This is a genomic window from Pseudomonas sp. LFS074 (assembly GCF_047978165.1).
Taxonomy (GTDB): Bacteria; Pseudomonadota; Gammaproteobacteria; order Pseudomonadales; family Pseudomonadaceae; genus Aquipseudomonas; species Aquipseudomonas putida_P.
In genome coordinates this window covers 1,106,368-1,127,752 of record NZ_JBFPFV010000002.1, presented here as the reverse complement: position 1 = coordinate 1,127,752, position 21,385 = coordinate 1,106,368, and the positions used below count along the sequence as shown (strand labels likewise).

Below are 21,385 nucleotides of genomic sequence, written 5' to 3'. Positions count from 1 at the left end.
ACCGGTCAGCGCAACATGCTCCGCGCCTCAAGCAGTTCGTCCACCTCCAGCTCGGTGCCAAACGGCAGCCCCAGATGGCGGTACGCCGGCAGTGCCGCCAACGGCCGGTGGCGGCCGCGCTGGCTGATGCAGCGGGCGATCTGCACGATGTCGATGTAGTCGATCTTGTCGGTCTGCCGGTCCAGGTCCTGAACCTGGCTCGGCAGGTTGACAAGTTGTTCCGGAAACTCCCAAGCCTTGAGGATCTTGTCCCCCAGCACCGGCTGAATCTGCTCGATCACGTAATGCAGGCAAACCGGGTCGGACAACAGCTCGTTGTGTTCTTCGGCATAGATCAGTACCGGCAGTGCGCCAATCTGGTTGACCAGGCCGCCCAAGGTCGCCTGGTCGGGCTTGAGTTGCGTGTATCGGCGGCACACTTCGTAGCTGATGCCCGCCACCTCCAGGCTGTTAGCCCATATGTCTCGCAGCTTTTGCTCAACCGCCGGCGAGCGGGCATGGAAAATCTGCTCGATCACCAGGCCGATGGCCAGGTTGCAGCTGTAGTTGATGCCCAGCCGTGTGATGGCGGTGTGCAGGTCGGTAACCTCGACCGCCGCGCGCAGCAGCGGGCTGTTGACGACCTTGATCAGGCGCGCTGAAAGGGCCGCGTCACGACCGATCACCTTGCTCAGGGCCGCTACGCTGATCTCGCTGTCTTCCGCTGCCTCGCGGATGCTCAAGGCAACCTCGGGCAGGGTGGGCAGGACCAGGTCATCCTTTTCGATGGCGTCGAGCAATTGTGCTTGAACCATCTCGGCCAGCTTGTTCATGGGCATGTCTACCGCAGTGGTGGTGCGGCCCCGCCACAGGGACGGGGCAGGCTGGTCAGCGTTGGATTTCCCGGTCGCGGTCCAGTTCGTAAGGCAGGGTCAGCACTTGCAGGCGCGGGCCTTCGAGGCTGCCCAGGTGCAGGTTGTCGTCTGCCACCGCATCGGCGCTGAGCACCGCGAGCAGTTCGCAGCCCGGACCGTTGCTGGCCGCAATGACCACTTCACCGACCGACGAACCATGGGTGGGCGAGAAAATCTCGGCACCCGGGGCCGGAATGGCCTGCTGGTCCAGTGCCAGGCGGTACTGACGGCGTTTGAGCTTGCCCAGGTACTGCATGCGGGCGACGATTTCCTGGCCGGTGTAGCAGCCTTTCTTGAAGCTGACGCCATCGACAGCCTGCAGGTTGATCATCTGTGGGATGAACAGTTCACGGGTCGGCCCCATGACCTGGCCGATACCGGCGCGAATCTGCCCCAGCAGCCAATCGTTGACACTGCCCTCGGGCAGGGCTGCGGCGAGGGCCTGGCGTACAGGCTCGGCGTCGGCCGCAGGTACCCACAGCTCCACGCGGCCAGCGGATACCGCAACAGCGATCAGCCCGGCATGGCGCACAGTACTGCCGGCGGCCGCGGGCACATCGAGCCCCAGCGCCTGCAGCGCAGCGTCTCCACCCTGCAGGCCGAAGCGTGCCCAGGCGCTGCTTTCGTCGGTCAGCGTGGCCTTGGAGAACACAGCGTACTTCTTAAGGTCCGCCAGTTGTGCGTCGAGCAGTTCGCTGGCCATGGCCAGCAGGTAGCCGTTGCCTTCAGGCACGATGCGGAAGCTCGACTGCATGCGCCCCTTGACCATGCAGCGGGCACCGAGGCTGGCGTGCTCCTGGCTGAGGTAGTTGATATTGCAGGTCAGCTGGCCTTGCAGGAACTTGCCTGCATCGGAGCCGCGGACAGCGAGGATGCCCTCGTGGGACAGGGGGCAGAAGAAAGCGGAATCGGCCATGGGTCATCGCGGTGGCTAAAGACTGGCGGCCATCATAGAACGCCGGTAACAAAATAGGTAGGTGACTAGACCAACGCCCGGTGTCGCCTGGCGCGCCTGGCTGTATACTGGCGGGCCATTCGAGGAGGGCCCCATGGTCGAACAAACTGAACTCAACCGGCTTTTCTGGCACAGCCGCCGCGGCATGCTGGAACTGGACGTGCTGCTGGTGCCTTTCACCCAGGAAGTCTACCCCACCCTCAACGAGACTGATCGTGAGCTTTATGTGCGTCTGTTGAGCTGTGAGGATCAGGACATGTTCGGCTGGTTCATGGAGCGCACCGAGTCGGAAGACCCGGAGCTGCAGCGCATGGTCCGCATCATTCTGGACCGTGTCCAGCCCAAGTGAGTGCTTCGAGTGCCGTTGGCAAGGCTCGCGCCTGCTGCTGACGGCCTACTTGGCCTGCCAGGCAGTGGCGTGGCTTGCCGTGTGGGCGAGCGCGCTGCCTGGGTGGTTGGCTTTTTTTGTTGTCGCTGCCTGTCTTGCCCACGCTAGCTGGGCCATTCCTCGTCGTATCTTGTTGACCCATGAGCATGCCGTTGTCGGCCTGCGGCGTGATGCGCGCGGCTGGCAGGTGTTCAGCCGTGCCTGCGGGTGGCAGCCGGTGCGGCTGTGTCGGGATAGCGTGGCGTTGCCGGGGTTGGTGGTGGTGCGCTTCGAGCGGGCGGGGCGATGGTGGGGGGAGAGCCAGTGCATACCGCGGGATGCGCTGGGGGCTGATGAGCATCGGCGCTTGCGGGTGCGGTTGAAGTTCAGTCGGCGGCGCTGGGCTGAGGTGGGAATGGGGCAGGGCTGAGAAGTGTTCGACATAGCGGGGGCAGCGCCTGTGAGATCGAGGGCCGCCCGCGCGGCGCTCGATCTCACAGGCGCTGCAAATGTCAGACCGGACTGAGAACGGTATCCTTGGCCTCGTCCAACATCCCCGGGTAATTCAGGGTGTAATGCAACCCACGGCTCTCCTTGCGCTGCATCGCCGACAAGATCATCAGCTCGGCGACCTGCGCCAGGTTGCGCAATTCGATCAGATCACGGCTGACCTTGTAGTTGCTGTAGAACTCGTCGATTTCATCCAGCAGCAGCCGAATGCGGTGCTGGGCCCGCTGCAGGCGCTTGCTGGTGCGCACAATGCCCACGTAGTCCCACATGAACCGCCGCAATTCGTCCCAGTTGTGCGCAATGATCACGTCTTCGTCCGAGTCGGTGACCTGGCTGGCATCCCAACCGGGCAGGGCTTTGGGCATGGGCACTTGCTCCAGATTTGCCTGGATGTCAGCGGCGGCAGCGCGGCCATAGACGAAGCATTCCAGCAGCGAGTTGCTCGCCATGCGGTTGGCGCCGTGAAGGCCGGTGAAGCTGGTTTCACCGATGGCATACAAACCTGGCACGTCGGTATGGCCGCGGTCGTCGACCATCACCCCGCCGCAGGTGTAGTGCGCAGCAGGTACCACCGGGATGGGCTGACGAGTGATGTCGATGCCAAAGGCCAGGCAGCGCTCGTATACGGTAGGGAAGTGGCTCTTGATGAAATCGGCTGGCTTGTGAGTGATGTCCAGGTAGACGCAGTCCACGCCCAGGCGCTTCATTTCGTGGTCAATGGCGCGGGCCACGATGTCGCGGGGGGCCAGCTCTTCGCGTGGGTCGAAGCGTGGCATGAAGCGTTCGCCGTTGGGCAGGCGCAACAGGGCGCCCTCGCCGCGCAGGGCTTCGGTGACCAGGAAGCTCTTGGCCTGTGGGTGGTACAGGCAGGTCGGGTGGAACTGGTTGAATTCCAGGTTCGCCACCCGACAACCGGCCCGCCAGGCCATGGCGATGCCGTCGCCACAGGCGCCGTCGGGGTTGCTGGTATAGAGATAGACCTTGGCCGCACCGCCAGTGGCCAGCACGGTGAAGCGCGCACCAAAGGTGTCTACCTCACCGGTGTTGCGGTCGAGCACGTAGGCGCCAAGGCAGCGTTCGCCGGGCAGGCCCAGGCGACGTTCGGTAATCAGGTCGACCGCCACGCGCTGCTCCAGCAGCTGGATATTCGGGCGCTGGCGAGCCTGCTCCAGCAGCGTGGTGAAAATGGCCGCGCCAGTGGCGTCGGCGGCATGGATGATGCGCCGGTGACTATGGCCGCCTTCACGGGTGAGGTGGAACTCGAAGCCGCCATCATCGACGCTGTAGTGCTCGTCGCGGGTGAAGGGCACGCCTTGCTCGATCAACCACTGGATGGCTTCACGGCTGTGCTCGACGGTAAAACGCACCGCTTCTTCATGGCAAAGGCCGCCGCCAGCATTGAGGGTGTCTTCGACATGCGACTGGACGGTGTCAGTGTTGTCCAGCACCGCCGCGACGCCGCCTTGGGCCCAGAAGGTCGAGCCGTTGGCCAGGTCGCCCTTGCTGAGCACGGCAACGCGCAGGTGGCTGGGGAGGTTAAGTGCCAGGCTGAGACCGGCGGCACCGCTGCCGATCACCAGGACATCATGTTGGAATTGTTGGCTCATGTCGGGACACTAGTAATCTTTGGAAGGGGCGCGGCACAATAGTCACGCGCAGATGGCATTGTGAAACTATCGTTAAACTTGGCCGGGATGCCTTTATAGCAGCCCCGGGTGGCCAATTTCCATGCCACTTGCCAGGTTGCGGCAACCTTTGTGGGAACTTTCCGGCATGGCCGGAAATCCTATGAAGGCTGCCCGTACGCCACAATTTGCCGCGGCGACGCAGGGCGGCAGGCCTGTCCGGGCTGCTCCTGCGTATTCGAAACCTGATTATCGACGTTAGCCGGCCGTGACCGCGCAGCGTCTTCCGTGCAAGCCGACCAAGGGCTGCAGGAAACTTGCTTGGAGGGGAGAACTTTTGCGCAAAGCCCGAGTCTATGGTTGCAAGCCTGAACGATGGCTGTTGCAGCGCTCCTTCGAGTTCACTGAGGAGTGTTCATGCTAACCCAGGAAGAGGATCAGCAGCTTGTCGAGCGCGTTCAGCGCGGCGACAGGCGAGCGTTCGATCTGTTGGTGCTGAAGTATCAGCACAAGATTCTCGGGTTGATCGTGCGGTTCGTTCACGACACCCACGAGGCCCAGGATGTAGCACAGGAAGCCTTTATCAAGGCCTACCGTGCGCTTGGCAACTTTCGCGGCGACAGTGCGTTTTATACGTGGCTGTACCGCATCGCCATCAACACGGCGAAGAACTACCTGGTGTCCCGTGGAAGACGGCCGCCAGACAGCGATGTGAGCTCCGAGGATGCGGAGTTTTACGACGGCGATCATGGTCTCAAGGATCTCGAGTCCCCAGAGCGCTCGTTGTTGCGGGATGAAATCGAAGGCACTGTCCATCGCACCATCCAGCAGCTGCCCGAAGACCTGCGTACGGCATTGACCCTGCGCGAGTTCGACGGACTGAGTTACGAAGACATTGCCAGTGTCATGCAATGTCCGGTGGGTACCGTGCGCTCTCGAATCTTCCGCGCTCGGGAGGCCATAGACAAAGCCCTGCAGCCGTTGTTGCAGGAAACCTGAGACAGCGGCGACAGCCAAGAGAGGAACCGCCATGAGTCGTGAAGCTTTGCAGGAATCGCTGTCCGCGGTGATGGATAACGAAGCGGACGAACTGGAACTGCGTCGGGTGTTGAACGCCGTCGACGATGCCGAAACCCGTGCCACCTGGTCGCGTTACCAGGTCGCCCGTGCAGCCATGCACAAGGAGTTGCTGCTGCCCAACCTGGATATCGCCTCGGCGGTGTCTGCTGCGCTGGCCGACGAAGCCGTGCCCGCCAAGGTCAAGAAAGGCCCGTGGCGCAGCATTGGGCGCCTTGCGGTAGCCGCCTCGGTGACCGTAGCGGTGCTGGCCGGTGTACGCATGTACAACCAGGACGAAATCACGGGTGCCGAGCTGGCTGCCCAGCAACCTGTCCAGCAAGGTCTGAGCGTGCCACAAGCACAGGGCCCGGCTGTTTTGGCAGGCTATAGTGAGAGCAGTGAGCAACCGACCGGGCCAATGGCCAATGGCGTGCTGCAGAACCAGGCCGGCTGGGATCAGCGTCTGCCAGGTTACCTGCGCCAGCATGCCCAGGAATCCGCGCTCAAAGGCACTGAAACGGCATTGCCGTATGCCCGCGCCGCCAGCCTGGAAAACCGTTAAGTAAGGAGGATCATGCGCGCGCTACCTCTCCTGTCGCTGCTGATTGGCAGCTGCATGACGGTGCCAGCATTGGCGGCCAACTCCTCGCCCGAGGCGAGTGAATGGCTGAACAAGCTGGCACAGGCCGAGCAAAAACAGAGCTATCAAGGCTCTTTCGTCTACGAACGCAACGGCAGCTTCTCTTCCCACGATATCTGGCACAGGGTCGAGGACGGCAAGGTCAGCGAGCGGCTGTTGCAGCTCGATGGCGCCGCCCAGGAAATCGTGCGCGTGGATGGCAAGGTGGCGTGTGTCAGCGGGGCCTTGGTCAGCGGTGTTACGACGCCGCCGGATACCGCGCCACGTGTACTTGATCCGCTGAAACTGATGGGCTGGTACGATTTGAGTGTGGCAGGCAAGTCACGGGTCGCCGGGCGCGACGCCGTGATCGTCACGCTCACGCCACGCGACCAGCACCGCTATGCGTTCGAATTGCATCTGGACCGTAACACTGGCCTGCCGCTGCGCTCGTTGATGCTCAACGACAAGGGGCAGTTGCTGGAGCGCTTCCAGATGACTCGCCTCGATACCGACGAATTACCCAGTGATGCTGACCTGCGCCCCAGTGCCGCGTGCAAACCGGTGCAGCATGTGGCGTCCGGCAGCAATGACACGGTCGCCGGCTGGCGTTCGGACTGGTTGCCACCTGGTTTCGAACTGGTCAACAGTTCGGTGCGCCAGGACTCCAAACGCAACAGCTCGGTCAGCAGCCTTATGTATGACGATGGCCTGGCGCGTTTCTCAGTGTTCCTCGAACAAGTGAACGATGATGGCGGTACGGACATGCGCACCCAGCTGGGCCCGACTTCCGCTGTCTCGCGCCGTCTGAACACGCCCAAAGGCAAAGTGATGGTGACCGTGGTTGGCGAAATACCACTGGGTACGGCAGAACGTGTCGCCTTGTCGATGCGCCCACAGGATGCCCAGGCACGTCAGTAATGGCGTGCTTTTGCGGGCCATGCCAAGGCAGGTGGACATACGGCTGAAATGAAATTAAAGCATTGTCATTTGCAATCCTTCGGCAAATTTTCTATAGGTCAGGCTTCTTGGAGCCTGGCCTTTCCTGCTTTGTGCAGGGGTCTTTCTAAACTACCGCTCGTTGTGACGGGAGCCGTATGTCAATACCACGCTTGAAATCCTACCTAACGATGTTCGCCGCCGTGCTCATGCTCGGCCAGGTGCTCACCGCCCAGGCCGAGGAAGCCCTGCCGGACTTCACCACCCTGGTCGAGCAGGCCTCGCCGGCGGTGGTCAACATCAGTACCAAGCAGAAGCTGCCGGATCGCCGCATCGCTGCAGGGCAGATGCCGGACCTGGAAGGCCTGCCGCCGATGTTCCGCGAGTTCTTCGAACGCAACATGCCGCAACAACCGCGCTCGCCACGCGGTGACCGCCAGCGCGAGGCGCAGTCGCTGGGCTCGGGCTTCATCATTTCCAGTGATGGCTACGTGCTCACCAACAACCACGTGGTCGCCGACGCCGACGAGATCATCGTCCGCCTGTCGGACCGCAGCGAGCTGCAGGCCAAATTGGTCGGCACCGACCCGCGTACCGACGTGGCCCTGCTGAAGGTCGAGGGCAAGAACCTGCCGATCGTGAAGCTGGGTGATTCCGAGAAGCTCAAGGTGGGTGAGTGGGTACTGGCCATCGGTTCGCCGTTCGGCTTCGACCATTCGGTGACCAAAGGTATCGTCAGCGCCAAGGGCCGGACCCTGCCCAATGACACCTACGTACCGTTCATCCAGACCGACGTGGCCATCAACCCGGGTAACTCCGGTGGTCCGCTGTTCAACATGAAGGGCGAAGTGGTGGGTATCAACTCGCAGATCTTCACCCGTTCTGGCGGTTTCATGGGCTTGTCGTTCGCCATCCCGATCGATGTGGCGATCGATGTCTCCAACCAGCTGAAAAAAGACGGCAAGGTCAGCCGTGGCTGGCTGGGTGTAGTGATTCAGGAGGTCAACAAGGACCTGGCTGAATCCTTCGGCCTGGACAAGCCTGCGGGTGCCCTGGTGGCCCAGGTATTGGAAAACGGCCCGGCTGCCAAGGGCGGCCTGCAGGTGGGTGACGTGATCCTCAGCATGAACGGCCAGCCTATCGTCATGTCGGCCGACCTGCCGCACCTGGTTGGCGGCCTCAAGGATGGCGAGAAGGCCAAGCTGGAAATCATCCGCAACGGCAAGCGTCAGAACCTGGACATCAGCGTGGGCGCACTGCCGGACGACGATGTCGACATTGGCACTGGCGCCGAAGGCAGCGCCGAGCGCAGCAGCAACCGCCTGGGCGTATCGGTGGCCGACCTGACCGCCGAGCAGAAGAAATCCCTGGAACTCAAGGGAGGCGTGGTCATCAAGGAAGTGCAGGATGGCCCCGCAGCCATGATTGGCCTGCGCCCGGGTGATGTCATCAGCCACCTGAACAACCAGGCCATCGGTTCGGCCAAGGAATTCACCGAAATCGCCAAGGAGCTGCCGAAGAACCGTTCGGTATCGATGCGCGTCCTGCGTCAGGGGCGCGCCAGCTTCATCACCTTCAAGCTTGCTGAATAAGCGGTTTCGCAAGGCGAAAAGGGCAGCTTCGGCTGCCCTTTTTCATGAATCTTCACAATTGCGGGGGTGATTGCTGTGTACAGTCGGACAGAGGAATCTCCCATATCCCAGCAGCTTAAGGTACAATTCCCGGCTATTTTTCGGCGGGCGTCCGGCTCGCAGCCTTTTCGAGTGTTGACCTGTGAGTGATTTGAGTCATATCCGCAATTTCTCCATCATCGCCCACATCGACCATGGCAAGTCGACGCTGGCCGACCGTTTCATCCAGATGTGCGGTGGCCTGTCGGCACGCGAAATGGAAGCCCAGGTGCTCGATTCCATGGACCTGGAGCGTGAGCGCGGTATCACCATCAAGGCCCACAGCGTCACGCTTCACTACAAGGCGCAGGACGGCAAAACCTACCAGCTGAACTTCATCGACACCCCCGGTCACGTCGACTTCACCTACGAAGTCTCGCGCTCGCTGGCGGCCTGTGAAGGTGCACTGCTGGTGGTCGATGCTGGCCAGGGCGTTGAAGCCCAGTCCGTGGCCAACTGCTACACCGCCATCGAGCAGGGCCTGGAAGTCATGCCGGTCCTGAACAAGATGGACCTGCCCCAGGCCGACCCGGACCGCGTCAAGGACGAGATCGAGAAGATCATCGGTATCGACGCTACCGACGCCGTGGCCTGCAGCGCCAAGAGCGGCATGGGCGTGGACGAGGTGCTCGAGCGCCTGGTGCACACCATCCCAGCGCCGGAAGGCGAAATCGATGCACCGCTGCAAGCGCTGATCATCGACTCCTGGTTCGACAACTACCTGGGCGTGGTCTCGCTGGTGCGCGTGCGCCATGGCCGTGTAAAGAAAGGCGACAAGATTCTGGTCAAGTCCACCGGCAAGGTGCACCTGGTCGACAGCGTCGGTGTATTCACCCCGAAACACACCCAGACCGCAGATCTGAAAGCCGGTGAAGTGGGCTTCATCATCGCCAGCATCAAGGACATTCATGGTGCGCCGGTGGGTGACACCCTGACCCTGTCGTCGACCCCTGAGGTCGAAGTGCTGGCTGGTTTCAAGAAAATCCAGCCACAGGTTTATGCCGGCCTGTTCCCGGTCAGCTCCGACGACTTCGAGGACTTCCGCGATGCACTGCAGAAGCTGACCCTGAACGACTCGTCCTTGCAGTACATGCCGGAAAGCTCCGACGCACTGGGCTTCGGCTTCCGTTGCGGCTTCCTGGGCATGCTGCACATGGAGATCATCCAGGAGCGCCTGGAGCGCGAATACGACCTGGACCTGATCACCACGGCGCCGAGCGTGATCTACGAGCTCGAGCTCAAGACCGGCGAAACCATCGTCGTCGACAACCCGTCGAAGCTGCCGGATGTCTCGTCCGTCACCGACTTCCGCGAGCCGATCGTCACCGCGACCATCCTGGTGCCGCAGGAGCACCTGGGCAACGTCATCACCCTGTGCATCGAGAAGCGTGGCGTTCAGCGCGACATGCAGTTCCTCGGCAGCCAGGTGCAGGTGCGTTACGACATGCCGATGAACGAAGTGGTGCTCGACTTCTTCGACCGTCTCAAGTCCACCAGCCGCGGCTATGCTTCGCTGGACTATCATTTCGATCGCTACCAGTCGGCCAACCTGGTCAAGCTGGACGTACTGATCAACGGCGACAAGGTCGATGCCTTGGCATTGATCGTGCACCGTGACAACGCGGCCTACAAAGGCCGAGCGTTGACCGAGAAGATGAAGGAACTGATCCCTCGGCAGATGTTCGACGTGGCGATCCAGGCAGCCATTGGCGGCCAGATCATTGCGCGGACAACCGTCAAGGCGCTCAGAAAGAACGTACTGGCCAAGTGCTACGGCGGTGACGTCAGCCGTAAGAAGAAACTGCTGGAGAAGCAGAAGGCCGGTAAGAAACGCATGAAACAGGTGGGCAACGTGGAGATTCCACAAGAAGCCTTCCTCGCCGTGCTCAGGTTGGATAGCTAGGTCCTATGTCGCTAAATTTCCCGCTGTTGCTAGTCATCGCCGTCTTCGTCTGCGGTCTGCTGGGCTTGATCGACCTGCTGTTCCTGGCCCCGCGCCGGCGTGCGGCAATCGCCAACTATCAGGGCAGCGTCAGCCAGCCCGAGATGGCGGTGGTCGAACGCCTGAACAAGGAGCCGTTGCTGGTCGAGTACGGCAAGTCGTTCTTCCCGGTGCTGTTCATCGTGCTGGTGCTGCGTTCGTTCCTGGTCGAGCCGTTCCAGATCCCGTCGGGTTCGATGAAACCAACGCTGGAAGTGGGCGACTTCATCCTGGTGAACAAGTTCTCGTACGGCATTCGTCTGCCGGTGATCGACAAGAAGGTCATCGAGGTCGGTGATCCGCAACGCGGTGATGTGATGGTGTTCCGTTACCCGAGCGACCCGAACGTCAACTACATCAAGCGTGTAGTAGGCCTGCCGGGCGACGTGGTCCGCTACACCAACGACAAGCGGTTGTTCGTCAACGGCCAGCCGATTGCCGAACAACTGGTGGGCAGCGAACCGGGCACCTTGGGCAGCGCGCAGCTGTACAAGGAAAAGCTCGGCGAGGCCGAACACCTGATCCGCAAGGAGATGAGCCGTTATCGCATGCCACCGGACCAGCAGTGGACCGTGCCGGCAGGCCATTACTTCATGATGGGCGACAACCGCGACAACTCCAACGACAGCCGTTTCTGGGATGACCCGAACATTCCCAAGGAACTGCACGGCATGGTTCCGGACAGGAACATTGTCGGCAAGGCCTTCGCGGTGTGGATGAGCTGGCCAGAGCCCAAACTCAGCCATCTGCCCAACCTGTCGCGGGTCGGTCTGATCCATTGATACCCATCGGCGCTGTCCAGCAGACAGCGCCGAATGCATTTCTGACATAGGCTGTGTTCTCAGGGATCGGGAGATTCGCCGCACATCGCGCGGCGCACCACAGCCAAACAGTCTTTCAGGATGTTGATTTGAACAACGCGTTGAACAACCAACGGGTGGCCGCATGAGTGCTTCCCTTGCCCGTCTGGAGCGAAAGCTCGGTTACACCTTCAAGAACCAGGACCAGATGCTCCTGGCGCTGACCCATCGCAGTTACGCCGGGCGCAACAATGAGCGCCTGGAGTTTCTCGGCGATGCCATTCTCAACTTCGTCGCCGGCGAAGCGCTGTTCGAGCGCTTCCCGCAGGCCCGCGAAGGCCAGCTTTCGCGCCTGCGCGCGCGCTTGGTCAAGGGCGAGACCCTGGCCCGCCTGGCCCGTGGTTTCGACCTGGGCGAATACCTGCGCCTGGGTTCGGGTGAGCTCAAAAGTGGCGGTTTCCGTCGCGAGTCGATCCTGGCCGACGCCCTGGAGGCACTGATTGGTGCCATCTACCTGGACGCTGACATGGACACTGCCCGGGAACGCGTCCTGGCCTGGCTGGCCGACGAGTTCGAGGGCCTGACCCTGGTCGACACCAACAAGGACCCGAAAACCCGCCTGCAAGAGTTCCTGCAGTCGCGCAGCTGTGAGCTGCCGCGTTACGAAGTAGTGGATATCCAGGGTGAACCGCACTGCCGCACCTTCTTCGTCGAATGCGAAGTGGTACTGCTGAACAACAAGAGCCGTGGTCAGGGCGTTAGCCGGCGTATCGCCGAGCAAGTCGCCGCCGCGTCTGCACTGATCGCCCTGGGCGTGGAGAATGGCAATGACTGATAACAACCCGACTCGCTGCGGCTACGTGGCCATTGTCGGCCGCCCCAACGTGGGCAAGTCGACCCTGCTCAACCACATCCTGGGCCAGAAGCTCGCGATCACTTCGCGCAAGCCGCAGACCACCCGCCACAACATGCTCGGCATCAAGACCGAGGGTGATGTACAGGCGATCTACGTTGATACCCCTGGTATGCACAAGGCCAACGACAAGGCCTTGAACCGCTACATGAACCGCAACGCCTCGGCGGCCCTGAAGGACGTCGACGTGGTGATCTTCGTGGTCGACCGCACCAAGTGGACCGACGAGGATCAACTGGTGCTGGAGCGTGTGCAGTACGTGACCGGCCCGTTGATCATTGCGGTCAACAAGACCGACCGCATGGAAGAGAAGGCCGAGTTGATCCCGCACCTGCAGTGGCTGCAGGAGCAACTGCCGAACGCCGAAGTCATGCCGATTTCCGCGCAGCAGGGGCACAACCTCGACGCGCTGGAAGCACAGATCGCCAAGCACCTCCCCGAGAACGATCACTTCTTCCCGGAAGACCAGATCACCGACCGCAGCAGCCGCTTCCTGGCTGCCGAGCTGGTGCGCGAGAAAATCATGCGCCAGTTGGGTGCGGAGCTGCCTTACCAGATCACCGTGGAGATCGAGGAGTTCAAGCAGCAGGGCCATGTGCTGCACATTCACGCGCTGATCCTGGTTGAACGCGACGGCCAGAAGAAAATCATCATTGGCGACAAGGGCGAGCGTATCAAGCGTATCGGCTCTGAGGCGCGCAAGGACATGGAGGTGCTGTTCGACTCCAAGGTCATGCTCAACCTGTGGGTCAAGGTGAAAGGCGGCTGGTCCGACGACGAGCGCGCCCTGCGTTCTCTGGGCTACGGCGACCTGTAAGTTACCTCAGCGCACGGGTCGTCCTGTGGGAGCGGGCCTGCCCGCGAATGCGATAGTGGACTCACTGGCGCTTTCGCGGGCAAGCCCGCTCCCACAATTACATCTGGCCCCCCAGAGATAGTGCATGGACCAACCCACCCCCCAGCCAGCCTATGTGCTGCACAGCCGAGCCTACAAGGAAACCAGCGCGCTGGTGGACTTCTTCACCCCCCAGGGCCGCGTGCGCGCCGTGTTGCGCCGCGCGCGCAGCAAAGGGGGCAGCCTGGTGCGGCCGTTCGTGCCGCTGGAGGTGGAGCTGCGTGGACGTGGTGAGCTGAAGAATGTCGGGCGTATGGACAGCGCTGGTACCGCCGCCTGGCTGCACGGCGATGCCCTGTTCAGCGGGTTGTACCTCAACGAATTGCTGATGCGCCTGCTGCCCGCCGAGGCGCCGTTCCCGACCCTTTTCGAGCACTACACCTTGACCTTGCAGGCCTTGGGCGCCGGGCGCCCGCTGGAGCCGCTGCTGCGTTCTTTCGAATGGCGGCTGCTGGACGAGCTCGGTTATGCGTTTTCCTTGCAACAGGACGTTAATGACCAACCTGTCGCTGCCGACGGCCTGTACCGTTTGCGCGTGGATGCCGGCTTGGAGCGGGTCGAGTTGGCACAACCCGGCTTGTTCCGTGGTACTGAACTGCTGGCTTTGGCCGAAGCCAACTGGGAGGCCCCAGGTGCCTTGCTGGCTGCCAAGCGCCTGATGCGCCAGGCACTGGCGGTTCACCTGGGGGCAAAACCGCTGGTCAGCCGGGAACTGTTTCGCAAGCGCTGATCACGACGTATGCTGTGGGGCTCAATCTTCAGGAGAGCCTTTCGTGACTCACAGCAACCGCATGCTTCTTGGCGTAAACATCGACCACGTGGCGACCCTGCGCCAGGCCCGTGGCACGCGTTACCCTGACCCGGTCAAGGCTGCCCTGGACGCCGAGGAAGCGGGCGCCGATGGCATCACTGTGCACCTGCGCGAAGACCGCCGGCACATCCAGGAGCGGGATGTGGTGGTGCTCAAGGATGTGCTGCAGACGCGCATGAACTTCGAGATGGGCGTTACCGAAGAGATGATGGCGTTTGCCGAGAAGATTCGCCCGGCACACATCTGCCTGGTACCCGAAACCCGTCAGGAGCTGACCACCGAAGGTGGCCTGGACGTGGCAGGGCAGGAAGCTCGGATCAAGGCTGCCGTGGAGCGCCTGGCGCGTACCGGTGCCGAGGTGTCGCTGTTCATCGATGCCGATGAGCGGCAGATCGAGGCCTCGCGTCGGGTTGGCGCGCCGGCGATCGAGCTGCACACCGGGCGTTATGCCGATGCCCAAACCCCAACCGAAGTGGCTGAAGAGCTCAAGCGTATCGTCGATGGTGTGGCGTTTGGTGTGGGGCAGGGGCTGATCGTCAATGCTGGCCATGGGCTGCATTACCACAACGTCGAGGCAGTGGCGGCAATCAAAGGCATCAATGAACTGAACATCGGCCATGCGCTGGTGGCACATGCCTTGTTCGTTGGCTTCAAAGCTGCTGTGGCGGAGATGAAAGCCCTGATCGTAGCGGCTTCGCGCTGATTTGTTGGTTGCCTGTACCGGCTTTGTCGCAGGTACAGGCAGCTGATCATTCGCCAGGAAACACCAGGGTAAAGCGGGTAGGCCCCAAGGGGCTGCTGCGCACTTCGACCCGACCGCCATGCAACTGCATGATCGATTTGACGATTGCCAACCCTAAACCGGTCCCGCCCTCCAGCCGCGAACGCCCCGCGCCCACCCGGTAGAACCGCTCGAACAAGCGTGACTGGTGCTCTGCAGCAATACCAGGCCCTCGGTTCTCCACCGCTAGCCGTACTTCGTTGCCCGCACGCTCGATACGCAGTTCGACGGGCTCACCTTCCGGGCTGTGCCGAATGGCATTGCTCAACAGGTTTGACAGTGCTCGCTGGAACATCAGCCGGTCACCCTGTGCAGTCCCCCAGCCCTGAACGCGTAGCTCAACTGCCTTCAGCTCGGCACTGAAAGTAAACAGCTCGACAACCCGCGCTGTCTCGTCAGCCAGCGCCAAGGGTTTTAACGCGACTTGTGCTTGCGGCTGGTTGACCTGGGCGAGAAACAGCATGTCGTTGATGATGCGGTTGAGCCGGGTCAGCTCTTCGATGCTGTCTTCCAGCACTTCCCGATAGTTCGCATTGTCCCGCTCACGGGCCAGTGTCACCTGCGTCTTGCCCATCAGGTTGCTCAACGGCGTACGCAGTTCATGGGCCAAATCGTCAGAGAACTGCGACAGCTGGCTGACACCCTGATCCAGGCGGTCGAGCATCACGTTAATGCTGCTGGCCAGTTCCGCCAGCTCTTGCGGCAAGCCGGTAGAGGGCAGGCGGTGTTGCAAGTCTTGGGCGGACACCTGCCCGGCAATGCGCCGGAAGTGCCGCAACGGCTTCAAGCCACGTTGCATCAGCCACCAGGCACCCGCACCAATCAGGACCAACAGCAGCGGCAACGCCAGCAAGGTGGAGTGCAGGTAGGCCTGCAGCAGGGCGTTGTCGTCGGCGCGGTTGAGCGACATCATCACCTTGACCGGCGTGTTGTCGCGCAAGCGCATCTGCCGGGTAACGGTGAGCATCTGGTTGCCGCTGCTGTCGCGCCATTCGTGAAAGGCCAGGCGAGCATCGGTGTGCAGTTCGCCGACTCGCGCTTCCAGGGCTGGGCCGAGGCTGAGCAGGTGCGGGTGGCGGCCGTCCAGCGCCAGCACGCTGAGGCTCAGGTTGTCATGCCCCATCACCAGGTCGAGCAGTGGATGGGCGCGGGTGCCCAGGTCTTCGCTGCGCAGGTCGACGCGCAGGTTGTGCTCGACCTGCAACATTTTGCGCGCCAGATCCTTGCGCGCGCGGCTGTCCAGTTCGTGATCCAAGGCGAACACGGCCAGGCAGGCCAGCAGCATTACCAGGGCGGCGCCCATCAGTGTCACGCTCAGGCCCAGGCGCAGTGACAGGCTGGGGTTTCTCAAAAGCGCGCCTCAAGTACATAGCCCACGCCACGCAGGGTGTGAATCAGCTTGCTATCGAACGGGTCGTCGATCTTGGCCCGCAGGCGCCGGATCGAGACCTCGACCACGTTGGTGTCGCAGTCGAAGTTCATGTCCCACACCAGCGAAATGATCTGCGTGCGCGACAGCACTTCGCCTGTCTGGCGCATTAGCAGGTGCAGCAGGGCGAACTCCTTGGCGGTCAGGTCGATGCGCTGTCCGGCGCGGTAAGCGCGGTGGCGGCCGGGATCCAGTTCCAGGTCGGCGACCCGCAGGGTGCTGGGCTGCAGTTGCTGGTCGTTGCGGCGCAGCAGGCTGCGGATGCGCGCCAACAGCTCAGGAAACTCGAAGGGTTTGAGCAGGTAGTCGTCGGCGCCCAGGTCCAGGCCTTTGACCCGGTCGGCCAGGCGGCCGTGGGCGGTAAGCATCATGATGCGCGTTGCCGACTCGGCGCGCAGGCGTTGCAGCACGGTCCAGCCATCGAGTTCAGGCAGGTTGACGTCGAGAATGACCAGCTCATAGGGCTGTTGACGGGCCAGGTGCAGGCCATCGGTGCCAGTGTGGGCGCAGTCGACCACATAGCCGTTCTCGCGCAGGCCTTGTTGCAAATAGTCGGCGGTTCGCAGCTCGTCCTCGATGATCAGTAGGCGCATGGGTTGCTCGGTGTGATGAAAGGGGGGCGATTCTCGACCCTGTAGTGACATCAGGGTCAAGCTGCAGGATGTTACGGCATGCAAATGGCGCTGCGGCGCAGATAACCGATTTGTAATCCTGGCGTAATCTGGCTGCCTGCCAGGGCCACATTGCAGGACTGTAATCCCCGCCTCACCTTGTCGTTAGCTAGCCCTCGCTAGGATGGCCGTGTCTGATCGGTTATCACGAGGCAACCACGATGAACCTGACCAAATACCTGCTGTTGGCCACCCTTGCCCTGGGCAGCGCCAGTGTCTATGCCGAGGGCGGTGCGGAGCGCTCGAAGCAGTTCTGGCAAGCCTTCCGCGAAGACCAGCAGCGCCTGCATGGCGACAAGCAACAGGCTGTTGCGGAGCGCGAGCGCAAGGCGCAAGAGAAGGCCCGCGAGGTGGCCAAGGACTGAGGTAACAACACCTGCGCCGCGACAGCTCCTCGCCGCAGGTGTATTCAGGCGCCCAGATGGGCGCCTTTTTTATTTGCGCGCCAGCAAGGTGGCGCGGCGGGGGGCTGGCAGGCCTTCGATGGTCTTGCTGTGGTCGTCAGGGTCGAGGAAGTCACCCAGCGACTGGTAGCGCATCCATTCGGTGCTGCGTTGCTCCTCGACGCTGGTCACGCTCACGTCGACGCAGCGCACATCGCTGAAGCCGGCACGGCGCAACCAGCGGGCCAGGGCCGGTACCGATGGCAGGTACCAGACGTTGCGCATCTGTGCGTAACGGTCCTCTGGCACCAGCACCTGGTTTTCGTCGCCTTCGATCACCAGGGTTTCCAGCACCAGCTCGCCACCTTTGACCAGGCAGTCCTTGAGCGCCAGCAGGTGCTCGATGGGCGAGCGGCGGTGGTAGAACACACCCATGGAAAATACCGTGTCGAAACCTTCCAGGTTGGCGGGCAGGTCCTCCAGGGCGAACGGCAGGTGCCAGGCTGGCAGCTCCGGCAGGTACTGTTGCACGGCCTGGAACTGGCAGAAGAACAGCCAGTTGGGGTCGACGCCAATCACCATGTCGGCACCGGCACCGAGCATGCGCCACTGGTAGTAGCCATTGCCACAGCCAACGTCGAGCACGCGCTTGCCCTTGAGGTTCAGGTGCGGGCTTACCCGCGACCATTTCCAGTCCGAATGCCACTCGGTGTCCACATGCACGCCAAACAGGTCGAACGGCCCTTTGCGCCAAGGCGACAGGCCCATCAGTGCCTGGCGCATCTGCGCGCGGGTGGCGTCGTCGCAGTCGCAGTCCAGGCGTAGCCCGTTGACCAGGTCTATTTCGCTGGGTTGCAGGGTGGGCAGGGCTTGGAGTGCACCGCGCCAGCGGTCGAGGTCACCGTGGCCCTTTTCCAGCTTGGCTTCCAGTTGCGCTTGCAGGCCTTGCGACCAGGAAGCCAGGGGCGTACCCGCCAGACGGCGGACGAGAGGGGACAGATCGATCATGGCAGGGCTATCAACGAGGCGAAGTTAAGGCATTGGAACCAGGGCACCACTTCCGAGAAGCCGGCAGCGCGCAGGCGCTCCTGATGGGCTTCGAGCGTATCGGGCCTCATCACGTTTTCAATGGCGCTGCGCTTCTGGGCAATTTCCAGTTCGCTGTAGCCATTGGCCCGCTTGAAGTCCAGGTGCAGTTCATTGAGCAGGTCCTGCTCTTGCTCATCAGCGAAGCGCAGTTTCTCCGAAAGGATCAGTGCGCCACCCGGCAGCAGCGCCTGGCGGATACGCCCGAGCAGTTCCAGGCGTTGGTCGGGGGCGATGAACTGCAGGGTGAAGTTCATCGCCACCACCGAGGCGGGCTCGAAGGGCAGGGCAAGGATATCGGCTTCCAGTACTTGCACCGGCAGCAACTCCTGGAACATCGAGTCCTGGGCGGTGAGGTACTGGCGGCAGCGCTCGACCATGGCGGCGGAGTTGTCCACCGCGATCACCCTGCAGCCATCGCTGCGTACATGGCGACGCAGCGACTGGGTGACGGCACCCAGTGAGGCACCCAAGTCGTACAACGCGGTGTTTGGCTGGGCGAATCGTGCGGCCAGCACGCCGAGGTTCTCGACGATGGTGGGGTAACCGGGCACCGAGCGCTTGATCATGTCCGGGAACACGCGCACCACGTCTTCGTTGAACACGAAGTCGGGCACCTGCTCCAGGGGTTGGGCGAAAAGGCGGTCGGGTTGTTTGCTCACGGCGGGCTCGATACAGGGTGAAACGGGGGCGCATTTTATCCCAATGGCCACGCATCTTGCCATGGTAATGCTCAGGGACGGAAGGTTCATGCCGAGGTTAAAGAACTTTCCCACAGCGTTAAGTTACAGCGCTTAATGAATTGAGTACGGTTCAAGTGGAAGCTTTGAGTGCAATTAATTTATTGGCCTTATGGATTGAACTATGAATGTGACGACTGGGTGGGAAGCGCTGCCCGTAGATGAACTTGACCCCATGGCCAAGGTGAAAATGCTGCCGGAGCGCTACTTTTCATTTCTTGGAAATCGGATGGGCAACAGTCAGCAAATCGGAAGTTTACTGACGGCCGAGAACCTTAAAGCTATCAAGAAATACGTCAATGTCGTCAATCAGCTACCCCGTACGCAGGCAGAGATTGAACGGGAGGTCGACTACGGTGCTCTAGGGGTTGATGTGACGATGGTCAATGACCTTTATGTTGCGTTGCACCGGCATGTCTATGAATGGGACATACTGGAGCGCAGTATCAAGCAGTTAGGTCCTGAAATTGAATTGTTTGCTGAAAGCCTGGTGCAGCGCGGCGGTAACTTGCTGGATAACCTTGAAAATAGCGAGGTTTTCGCAGCACTCAAAAAAGCGCAAGGCTGAGCAAGGGGGTAATGTCTACACGCAGGAGTTCAGTGAAGAAGAGCAAGCTCAGATCACAAACCTGCTCACACCTGGCATCACTGAACTGGTCAGAGAAATCGAAAGCACTCAGCGGCGAATCGATGATGTCGATGCGCGTGCCAACTGGTTCAACAATGAAATAAAACGTGAGCTCAAACCGCGCATGGGGCGCTTGCTGAAGCACTTCGATGAGAAGGTGTCCCATGAGGGAACCCTGGAGAAACGCAGGCAGCTCGATCAATGGGATGAGCAGATCGATCAATTGAAGTCCGAGTACGATGCCAATGTGGGTTATGCGTTCACCGGTATGGTGTTAGGGCCGATTGGTCTGGTTATCACCGGGGGCGTTTTCGGCAGCCAGGCGGAACGCATCAGGGCCACGAAGAATGCGTTGATTGAACAGCGCGATGAGCTGGCGCGTGCGTTGGCCATGGTGGCGCCTGCCTTGAAAGACTTCGAGCGCGTTTCGACGCTGGTCAGGGACTTGCAGTTCAGATGCAAAGATCTTTCGGCGGCGACCAAGCGCTTGGCCGATGTCTGGTTGTTCCTTGCCTCGTATGCCAGTACCTCGGTCAGTGAAGCCAAGGAACTGGGTACGATCACCCAGCTCGAGTCCTTCGTGCATGATTTTTCCGAAGTCATAAAACCGTGGGCCAAGATAGGAAATATCTGCCACACGCTGTCCCAACTGTTCAATGAGCTGGTTGACGAATATGAGGAAGCTTGACATGGATGTTGCCAATATTGAAAACGTCATGCCTGATTTTGTGCGAATGCATAAAGCACAGGGCCAAATATTTCAGCGCCTGGAAAGGTGGGAGATGAACGTGCTTCCAGGGGCACGCGAGCAATTGGATGAATTGCGTGTGCTGTTGCTGGCTGTAGAGCGTGCATTCAAGGAGAGTTTGATAGGGGGTATCACGTTACTGGAGGACCGTGATTTCATTCCGGGTAAGGGAGGAACCGATAATCACCAACGGCTGGCCAGTGTTCTGGACCGCCTGAGCCAGTATCAGGCGCGGCTGGTCGGGAAAAATCTGCGGTTGGAACTTTTTTCATTATCGGCGATGGTCGACTCTTTGGAGGCGTTGGCAGAAAAAACGGCCACCCTTGAAGCCCAGTCTGCTTTGTTCGAACAACGGTTGGTACAACTGCGACAACAACGGGCGGATATCGTCCAGGCTGTCGAGTTGTTCGAAAAACCTTCGGTTGCCAGTGCACTGAAGGGGCTCATCCCAAGTGATGAAGAAATTGACCAGATAATGGGGTTGATCACAGACCCTAAGTTCGACGCCAATTTGTTCAAGGCGGTGGCGCAAAAGCTTGCCAGCCACGCTGATGCGCTGGAAGGGGCCAGGACATTCAGCGATCTGGGCGAGGCCCGTGCTCGCCTTGATAAAAAAATCGAGGAAGCACTGGGTGACCAACGGCAGGTGCAGCGCCCCCTGCAAACGGCGCGGGATGAGTTGGAAGCGGTCAAGGCTTTGTCAGGTGTCGAACCACTGAAGAATGACTGGCTGCACGAGCTTCGCAAGGTGGAGCTGGAGTGGCAGGCTCGGGCCGTAAAACTCAGCGCGACGATGGACTTGGACACCGCCACGGTCGCGCTGAAAGAGCTCTGCGAATACCTGAAAGCGGTGCAACTGATGTATGACCGCAGTTGATCGCC

Annotated in this window: 23 protein-coding genes; 16 read left to right on the top strand and 7 right to left on the bottom strand. The window is 61.2% G+C overall.

What is annotated here, in order from left to right:
• Window positions 1–5 precede the first annotated feature (5 nt).
• Both ACNQP3_RS23350 and ACNQP3_RS23345 read right to left on the bottom strand, forming a co-directional pair.
• On the bottom strand, window positions 6–812 hold the full coding sequence (locus ACNQP3_RS23350; protein WP_041166581.1) for an HDOD domain-containing protein: 807 nt from the start codon (window positions 810–812) through the stop codon (window positions 6–8).
• A 55-nt stretch (window positions 813–867) separates the two neighbouring features.
• On the bottom strand, window positions 868–1,809 hold the full coding sequence (locus ACNQP3_RS23345; RefSeq protein ID WP_179027028.1) for a YgfZ/GcvT domain-containing protein: 942 nt from the start codon (window positions 1,807–1,809) through the stop codon (window positions 868–870).
• A gap of 133 nt (window positions 1,810–1,942) precedes the next feature.
• Here ACNQP3_RS23345 and ACNQP3_RS23340 point away from each other — a divergent pair, with 133 nt between their 5' ends.
• Window positions 1,943–2,197 (top strand): succinate dehydrogenase assembly factor 2, encoded by a 255-nt coding sequence (locus ACNQP3_RS23340; protein WP_003252043.1) that lies wholly within the window; start codon window positions 1,943–1,945, stop codon window positions 2,195–2,197.
• Window positions 2,181–2,645 (top strand): protein YgfX, encoded by a 465-nt coding sequence (locus ACNQP3_RS23335; RefSeq protein WP_264316510.1) that lies wholly within the window; start codon window positions 2,181–2,183, stop codon window positions 2,643–2,645. Before ACNQP3_RS23340 ends, ACNQP3_RS23335 begins: the two co-directional genes overlap by 17 nt.
• An 82-nt stretch (window positions 2,646–2,727) precedes the next feature.
• On the opposite strand, the gene nadB is transcribed toward ACNQP3_RS23335, so the two are convergent.
• The gene (nadB, locus tag ACNQP3_RS23330) at window positions 2,728–4,332 is read right to left on the bottom strand and encodes an L-aspartate oxidase (protein WP_264316509.1); all 1,605 of its coding nucleotides are present in this window, start codon (window positions 4,330–4,332) and stop codon (window positions 2,728–2,730) included.
• Between the two features lie 435 nt (window positions 4,333–4,767).
• On the opposite strand from nadB, the gene rpoE reads away from it, so the two are divergent.
• The 10 genes from rpoE to pdxJ all read left to right on the top strand — a co-directional run bounded on the left by rpoE (window position 4,768) and on the right by pdxJ (window position 14,740).
• Window positions 4,768–5,349: an RNA polymerase sigma factor RpoE gene (gene rpoE / locus ACNQP3_RS23325; RefSeq protein WP_003252049.1), complete on the top strand. Its 582-nt coding sequence runs from the start codon at window positions 4,768–4,770 to the stop codon at window positions 5,347–5,349.
• 31 nt (window positions 5,350–5,380) lie between these two features.
• Entirely contained in the window at window positions 5,381–5,971 is a 591-nt protein-coding gene (locus ACNQP3_RS23320; RefSeq protein ID WP_003252050.1) for a sigma-E factor negative regulatory protein, read from the top strand.
• Between the two features lie 12 nt (window positions 5,972–5,983).
• Window positions 5,984–6,949, top strand: a complete 966-nt coding sequence (locus ACNQP3_RS23315) for a MucB/RseB C-terminal domain-containing protein (protein ID WP_012273931.1) — start codon at window positions 5,984–5,986, stop codon at window positions 6,947–6,949.
• A 209-nt stretch (window positions 6,950–7,158) separates the two neighbouring features.
• The gene (locus ACNQP3_RS23310; protein ID WP_375774327.1) at window positions 7,159–8,559 is read left to right on the top strand and encodes a DegQ family serine endoprotease; all 1,401 of its coding nucleotides are present in this window, start codon (window positions 7,159–7,161) and stop codon (window positions 8,557–8,559) included.
• Between the two features lie 181 nt (window positions 8,560–8,740).
• A complete protein-coding gene (lepA, locus tag ACNQP3_RS23305) occupies window positions 8,741–10,540 on the top strand; it encodes a translation elongation factor 4 (RefSeq protein ID WP_041166580.1) in 1,800 nt (599 codons plus the stop codon).
• A gap of 5 nt (window positions 10,541–10,545) precedes the next feature.
• A complete protein-coding gene (gene lepB, locus ACNQP3_RS23300) occupies window positions 10,546–11,400 on the top strand; it encodes a signal peptidase I (protein WP_012273928.1) in 855 nt (284 codons plus the stop codon).
• A gap of 163 nt (window positions 11,401–11,563) precedes the next feature.
• The gene (gene rnc / locus ACNQP3_RS23295) at window positions 11,564–12,253 is read left to right on the top strand and encodes a ribonuclease III (RefSeq protein ID WP_060514037.1); all 690 of its coding nucleotides are present in this window, start codon (window positions 11,564–11,566) and stop codon (window positions 12,251–12,253) included.
• Window positions 12,246–13,148: a GTPase Era gene (gene era / locus ACNQP3_RS23290; RefSeq protein WP_012273926.1), complete on the top strand. Its 903-nt coding sequence runs from the start codon at window positions 12,246–12,248 to the stop codon at window positions 13,146–13,148. The genes rnc and era overlap by 8 nt, the downstream gene beginning before the upstream one ends.
• 124 nt (window positions 13,149–13,272) lie before the next feature.
• On the top strand, window positions 13,273–13,956 hold the full coding sequence (gene recO, locus ACNQP3_RS23285; RefSeq protein WP_071984657.1) for a DNA repair protein RecO: 684 nt from the start codon (window positions 13,273–13,275) through the stop codon (window positions 13,954–13,956).
• Window positions 13,957–14,017: 61 nt separating this feature from the next.
• Window positions 14,018–14,740, top strand: a complete 723-nt coding sequence (gene pdxJ, locus ACNQP3_RS23280) for a pyridoxine 5'-phosphate synthase (RefSeq protein ID WP_218580762.1) — start codon at window positions 14,018–14,020, stop codon at window positions 14,738–14,740.
• Between the two features lie 46 nt (window positions 14,741–14,786).
• Here the strand turns inward: pdxJ and ACNQP3_RS23275 are convergent, their stop codons facing one another.
• Window positions 14,787–16,169 carry a heavy metal sensor histidine kinase gene (locus ACNQP3_RS23275; RefSeq protein WP_264316507.1) on the bottom strand — a complete coding sequence of 461 codons (1,383 nt, stop codon included), beginning with the start codon at window positions 16,167–16,169 and terminating at the stop codon, window positions 14,787–14,789.
• Window positions 16,166–16,840, bottom strand: a complete 675-nt coding sequence (locus ACNQP3_RS23270; RefSeq protein ID WP_060514040.1) for a heavy metal response regulator transcription factor — start codon at window positions 16,838–16,840, stop codon at window positions 16,166–16,168. The genes ACNQP3_RS23275 and ACNQP3_RS23270 overlap by 4 nt, the downstream gene beginning before the upstream one ends.
• 239 nt (window positions 16,841–17,079) lie before the next feature.
• Between ACNQP3_RS23270 and ACNQP3_RS23265 the strand changes: the two genes are divergently transcribed.
• Entirely contained in the window at window positions 17,080–17,283 is a 204-nt protein-coding gene (locus tag ACNQP3_RS23265) for a hypothetical protein (protein WP_003252072.1), read from the top strand.
• Window positions 17,284–17,352: 69 nt separating this feature from the next.
• Here the strand turns inward: ACNQP3_RS23265 and cmoB are convergent, their stop codons facing one another.
• Both cmoB and cmoA read right to left on the bottom strand, forming a co-directional pair.
• On the bottom strand, window positions 17,353–18,309 hold the full coding sequence (gene cmoB, locus ACNQP3_RS23260; RefSeq protein ID WP_264316506.1) for a tRNA 5-methoxyuridine(34)/uridine 5-oxyacetic acid(34) synthase CmoB: 957 nt from the start codon (window positions 18,307–18,309) through the stop codon (window positions 17,353–17,355).
• Window positions 18,306–19,049: a carboxy-S-adenosyl-L-methionine synthase CmoA gene (gene cmoA / locus ACNQP3_RS23255; RefSeq protein ID WP_264316505.1), complete on the bottom strand. Its 744-nt coding sequence runs from the start codon at window positions 19,047–19,049 to the stop codon at window positions 18,306–18,308. Before cmoA ends, cmoB begins: the two co-directional genes overlap by 4 nt.
• 202 nt (window positions 19,050–19,251) lie before the next feature.
• On the opposite strand from cmoA, the gene ACNQP3_RS23250 reads away from it, so the two are divergent.
• From ACNQP3_RS23250 to ACNQP3_RS23240, 3 genes are read left to right on the top strand one after another with little or no spacing between them, the layout of a single operon-like run.
• A complete protein-coding gene (locus ACNQP3_RS23250) occupies window positions 19,252–19,695 on the top strand; it encodes a hypothetical protein (RefSeq protein WP_264316504.1) in 444 nt (147 codons plus the stop codon).
• Window positions 19,649–20,443 (top strand): alpha-xenorhabdolysin family binary toxin subunit A, encoded by a 795-nt coding sequence (locus tag ACNQP3_RS23245; RefSeq protein ID WP_264316503.1) that lies wholly within the window; start codon window positions 19,649–19,651, stop codon window positions 20,441–20,443. The genes ACNQP3_RS23250 and ACNQP3_RS23245 overlap by 47 nt, the downstream gene beginning before the upstream one ends.
• Before the next feature lies 1 nt (window position 20,444).
• Window positions 20,445–21,380 carry an alpha-xenorhabdolysin family binary toxin subunit B gene (locus tag ACNQP3_RS23240; RefSeq protein ID WP_264316502.1) on the top strand — a complete coding sequence of 312 codons (936 nt, stop codon included), beginning with the start codon at window positions 20,445–20,447 and terminating at the stop codon, window positions 21,378–21,380.
• The last annotated feature ends 5 nt before the right edge of the window (window positions 21,381–21,385 follow it).